The 4,377-nt window shown below is 74.6% G+C and carries 3 protein-coding genes and 3 tRNA genes; 3 read left to right on the top strand and 3 right to left on the bottom strand.

The annotated features are described in order from the left end of the window. Positions 1-920: rod shape-determining protein (locus AOK18_RS26405; RefSeq protein ID WP_055695968.1), on the top strand; the 920-nt coding region annotated here is incomplete at its 5' end. Between the two features lie 999 nt (positions 921-1,919). Here AOK18_RS26405 and AOK18_RS26400 read toward each other — a convergent pair. The 3 genes from AOK18_RS26400 to AOK18_RS26390 all read right to left on the bottom strand — a co-directional run bounded on the left by AOK18_RS26400 (position 1,920) and on the right by AOK18_RS26390 (position 2,349). Beyond that, positions 1,920-1,993, bottom strand: a tRNA-Ile gene (locus AOK18_RS26400). Positions 1,994-2,198: 205 nt separating this feature from the next. Continuing rightward, positions 2,199-2,271, bottom strand: a tRNA-Asn gene (locus AOK18_RS26395). A gap of 5 nt (positions 2,272-2,276) precedes the next feature. Then, positions 2,277-2,349, bottom strand: a tRNA-Asn gene (locus tag AOK18_RS26390). 182 nt (positions 2,350-2,531) lie between these two features. Here AOK18_RS26390 and AOK18_RS26385 point away from each other — a divergent pair. After that, positions 2,532-2,837 carry a hypothetical protein gene (locus AOK18_RS26385; RefSeq protein WP_055574177.1) on the top strand — a complete coding sequence of 102 codons (306 nt, stop codon included), beginning with the start codon at positions 2,532-2,534 and terminating at the stop codon, positions 2,835-2,837. Positions 2,838-2,921: 84 nt separating this feature from the next. Then, positions 2,922-4,376, top strand: a complete 1,455-nt coding sequence (locus AOK18_RS26380) for an FGGY family carbohydrate kinase (protein WP_055695967.1) — start codon at positions 2,922-2,924, stop codon at positions 4,374-4,376. Position 4,377: the final 1 nt, after the last annotated feature.

The raw sequence follows: 4,377 nt of genomic DNA, 5'->3' as shown, positions 1-4,377 counted from the left end.
GCCGCGAACACCGTACCGGCGCGCTGATCGCGGTCGGCGAGCTCGCGGAGCGGATGAAGGGACGGACGCCGGGTTACATCCGCGTGGTACGGCCCGTCTCCGGCGGCACCGTCGTCGACATCGACATGGCGCAGCGGATGCTGCGGCACCTGCTCGGCGACCGGATCCGGCGCACGCTGCGCCGCCGGCCGGGCCTGCGGGCGGCGGCCTGCACGCCGCACGACGCCGATCCGCTGGCCCAGCGCGCCACGATCGAGACCCTGGTCGGGCTGGGCGCCCGCCGGGTGGAGCTGGTGGAGACGCTGATCGCCGCCGCCGTCGGCTGCGGGCTGCCCGTGGAACGTCCCGAGGCGACCATGATCCTGGTGTGCGGGGCGGCGACCACGCAGGTGGCGGTGCTCTCCCTCGGCTCGATCGTGACGGCCGAGCGCATGCCCGTCGGCGGTGACGCCGTGGACCACGCCATCGTCCAGCACCTGCGCCACGAGCACGAGTTGATGCTGCCGAGCCAGTCCGTGCGGCCGTTGCAGCTGGCCCTGTCCGGCAACGGGCTCACCCCGCTCGGTCCGGAGTCGACGGAGATCCACGGCCGGGACGTCGCCACCGGCCTCGCCCGCTCGGTCAAGGTCGACACGGCCGCCGTGCGGCACGCCATCCAGACCCCGTTGACGGCGGTGCTGGACGGGATCGGCAAGGTGCTGCGGGGCTGCCCGCCCGACCTGGTCGCCGACCTCGTCGACCGCGGGATCATGATGGTCGGCGGCAGCGCCCTGCTGCCCGGCCTCGACCAGATGCTGCGGCAGGCCACGGGCATGCCGGTGCACATCGCCGAACGGCCGGACGTGTGCGCCGTCCAGGGCCTGGGCGCCATGCTGGAGGGCAAGATCGCACCCCTGGTGCTGAACCCGCTGGCGACCTGAGCCACGGCGCTCCGGACCACCGGCCCCGCCCTCCACGGGGGATCCGGGACGTCCCGGCCGCCTCCCCGACCCGGCACCCGTCCCGCACCGGGGCGGGCGTCCCGGACGCGAGCAGAGGTCCGAGTGCCACTGGTCGGGCCCTCGGGCCGGGCCGCGGCGATGCCGGCGGCCACCGGGGCCGGATGCCGGGGCACGGCGCGTGGCGGCGCCCTCCGTGTTCGCGGAGTTCGCGGTGACCGGCCGGCCCGGCGGGCCCACGTCACCCGCCCCCGGCCACCGGACGCTCCGTCGCTCCCGCCCGCGGCAGGACGGGCGGGGCCGGCGACGCCCCGGACCGTTTGCGGGAGATCAGGCGCGCACGTCCCGCCGCCGGACGTCCTCCGGCGTCCCGGCCACCGTCACGAGGTCGTTGCCGACGTGGAGGACCGTGTGTCCGTGGAGGACCGTGTGTCCGTGGTGGACCGCGGTCGCACACGCCGGCAGGTCGATCGCCCTCCGCCGCGTCGGCCGTCTCCTTCTTCGTCGTGGTGCCCGTCGGCCGCGTGGCATCCGCGAGTGCTTCGTCATCGAGGTCTCTGCGGGACGGGCACCGGGCAGCTCCGGCAGGGACGTCGTCCGCCGTCAGGACGCGTCGCCACCGTGGAGGGAGGCCGTCACGCGCGGACCGCCCCATCACCCCCGACGGCCCGGCCTGCACCGGCTGCTCACCCCGTGCCGGTGCACCGCCCGGAGGGGACCGCGGCCTTTGCGCTCCCCGCGTCGGTGGGGGCGGCGCACGGCTCGGCACGGCTGCTCTCCGTCATGCCGCCGGTCGTCGACGACGAGGAGAGAAGCGGCCGGAGGCCGGTCGGAGGGTCCGTCGCCGGTTTCCCCGGCGCCCGCGGCGGCCTGCTCCCGTCGGCGCGGACCGGTGCCCCGGAGGGGTTTTCCGAGGGGGCCGGAGGAGATGCCGTCCGCCCCTGGGCGGCAAAGCGCACGCACCCGTGGTGCGGCGGTGAGTGGGGCGGGTGGGACTCGAACCCACGGCCGACGGATTATGAGTCCGTTGCTCTAACCGGCTGAGCTACCGCCCCAAGCGGCGTGTCGCGCACAGGTGTGCGTGCCGTCTGCCGCAGCATAGCCGCTCATACGATCTCCTGCCTCAATGATCGACTGGGCCCGGCCCCCCCTCGCGGCCCCGAGGACCGCTCCTGCCCACCGCCCGGTCCGTCCCGGCGCCGGGCCGGGAGGTGCTCCGGGCATGAAAAAGGACCCCTTGAGGGGTCCTCGTTCAGCATGCTCCCCCGACTGGACTCGAACCAGTAACCTGCCGGTTAACAGCCGGCTGCTCTGCCAATTGAGCTACGGAGGACCGAGCTCCCCCGACTGGACTCGAACCAGTAACCTGCCGGTTAACAGCCGGCTGCTCTGCCAATTGAGCTACGGAGGAATGCCTCGTCTGCATCGAACGCATCCACCTGGGTATCCGCCAGGGGGCGCGCGCTCTCTGCGACACATACATTAGCGCAAGCAGGGGGGTGCTTCGCCAATCGGTACTCTCCGGCGCTGTCGCCGCAACCGGAGAGCCGCGCAGACCTGCACGCAGTCCTACACAACGGAAGGGTGGCCGCCATGCGTTACCGGCTCACGTTCGTCACCGGAGTCGTCCTGGGTTACGTGCTGGGCACGAGGGCCGGACGCGAGCGCTACGAGCAGTTGAAGAAGTCGGCCCAGCGGTTCGCGCAGAACCCGGCCGTGCGCAACACCGCGGAGACCGCGGCCCACCAGGGCCGGGAGATCGCGGGCCGGGCCTACCACGTGGTGAGTGACCGGGTGGGCGACCGGATGCCCGACTCGGTGGCGCAGCGGGTGCGCACCCTGCGCGAGCGGTCCTCGCAGGGCGCCGGCGAGGACGACTGGGGGACGAGCAACACCTGACCGGGACGCCGGTGGCGTCCGGCGGGAGCGCGCGGCGGGCCGGCCCGGCGTCACGATGCCGCCGGGTACGGCAGAATTTCGGCCATGGGGATAGTCGCCGGGCTGGACAGTGCGCCCGATTTCACTCGTATCGTCGTCTGTGACGCGGACAGCGGGACCGTGCTCAAACAGGGGTATGCGCCGCACCCGGTGGACCACTCCCAGGGCACGGGCCGGCCGTCCGACGTCGACCCGCAGAACTGGCTGCTGTCGCTGGGCGAGGCGGCGGGCGGCGGCCTGCTGGAGGGCGTGCAGGCCATCGGCGTCTCCGCGCAGGCGAACGCGCTGGTGCCGCTGGACTCCCAGGGCAACACCGTGCGGCCCGCCATGGTGGGGGCCGACAAGCGGGCCCAGGTCGCGGCGGCCGACCTGATCGACGCGCTCGGCGGCCGGGAGGCGTGGGCGCGGGCGGTGGGCAGTGTTCCGCAGGCGGCGCACCCGGTGACGAAGCTGCGCTGGCTGGCGCGTACGGAGCCCGAGAACGCGGCGCGCACCGCCCTGCTGCTCCAGGCCCACGACTGGCTGGTGTGGCAGCTCCTGGGCCGTCCGGTGCGCCGGACCACCGACCGGGGCGGGGCGTCCGGAACCGGCTACTGGGCGGCGACGACCGGGGGGTACCGGCCCGATCTGGTGGAGCTGGCGCTCGGGCACCAGACCCTGCTGCCGGAGGTGATCGGCCCGGCCGACGCGGCCGGTGCCACCCCGGAGGGGCTGCTGATCTCGGCGGGCACCGGGGAGACGATGGCGGCGGCGTTCGGGCTGGGGATCGGGCTGGGTGACGCGGTGGTGTCGCTGGGCGCGTCCGGGTCCGTGATGGCCGTCCACCCCGAGGCGCTCTACGACCCGAACGGCATGGTGACCGCGCTGGCGGACGCCACCGGCATGCACCTGCCCGTGGTCACCACGCTGAACGCGGTGCGGGCCCTGCGCGGCACCGCGGAGCTGCTCGGGCTGCCCGACCTGGAGAGCCTGTCCGACCTGGCGATGAAGTCGACGCCGGGTTCGCACGGGCTGGTGCTGCTGCCCTACCTGGAGGGCGAGCGGACGCCGAACCTGCCGCACACCGCCGGGACCCTGTCGGGGCTGCGGCGGGAGTCGATGAAGCCGGAGCACCTGGCGCGGGCCGCGTTCGAGGGCATGCTGTGCGGGCTCGCGGACGCGCTGGACGTGATGCGCGGCCGGGGCGTGGAGGTCCGGCGGGTGTTCCTGCTGGGGCAGGCCGCGGAGCTGCCCGCCGTGCAGGCGGCGGCGCCCTCGCTGTTCGGGGCGCAGGTGGTGGTGCCGCGGCCCGCGGACTACGCGGCGATCGGCGCCGCCCGGCAGGCGGCGTGGGCGCTGGGGGTGTCCCGGGGCACCCTGGACCCGCGGACGCCGCCCGTCTGGCAGGGCGCGGTGGCGCAGGTGCTGGAGCCGGGCGAGGACCTGGCGGTGGGGCAGGCGGTGCGCCAGCAGTTCGTGTCGGTGCGCGAGCAGACCCACCCGGGGGCGTTCCGGATATGAG

This window comes from Streptomyces prasinopilosus, from assembly GCF_001419695.1.
Classification (GTDB): Bacteria; Actinomycetota; Actinomycetes; order Streptomycetales; family Streptomycetaceae; genus Streptomyces; species Streptomyces prasinopilosus.
The sequence above is the reverse complement of the archived record's forward strand: the minus strand, read 5'-3'. Positions and strand labels throughout refer to the sequence as shown.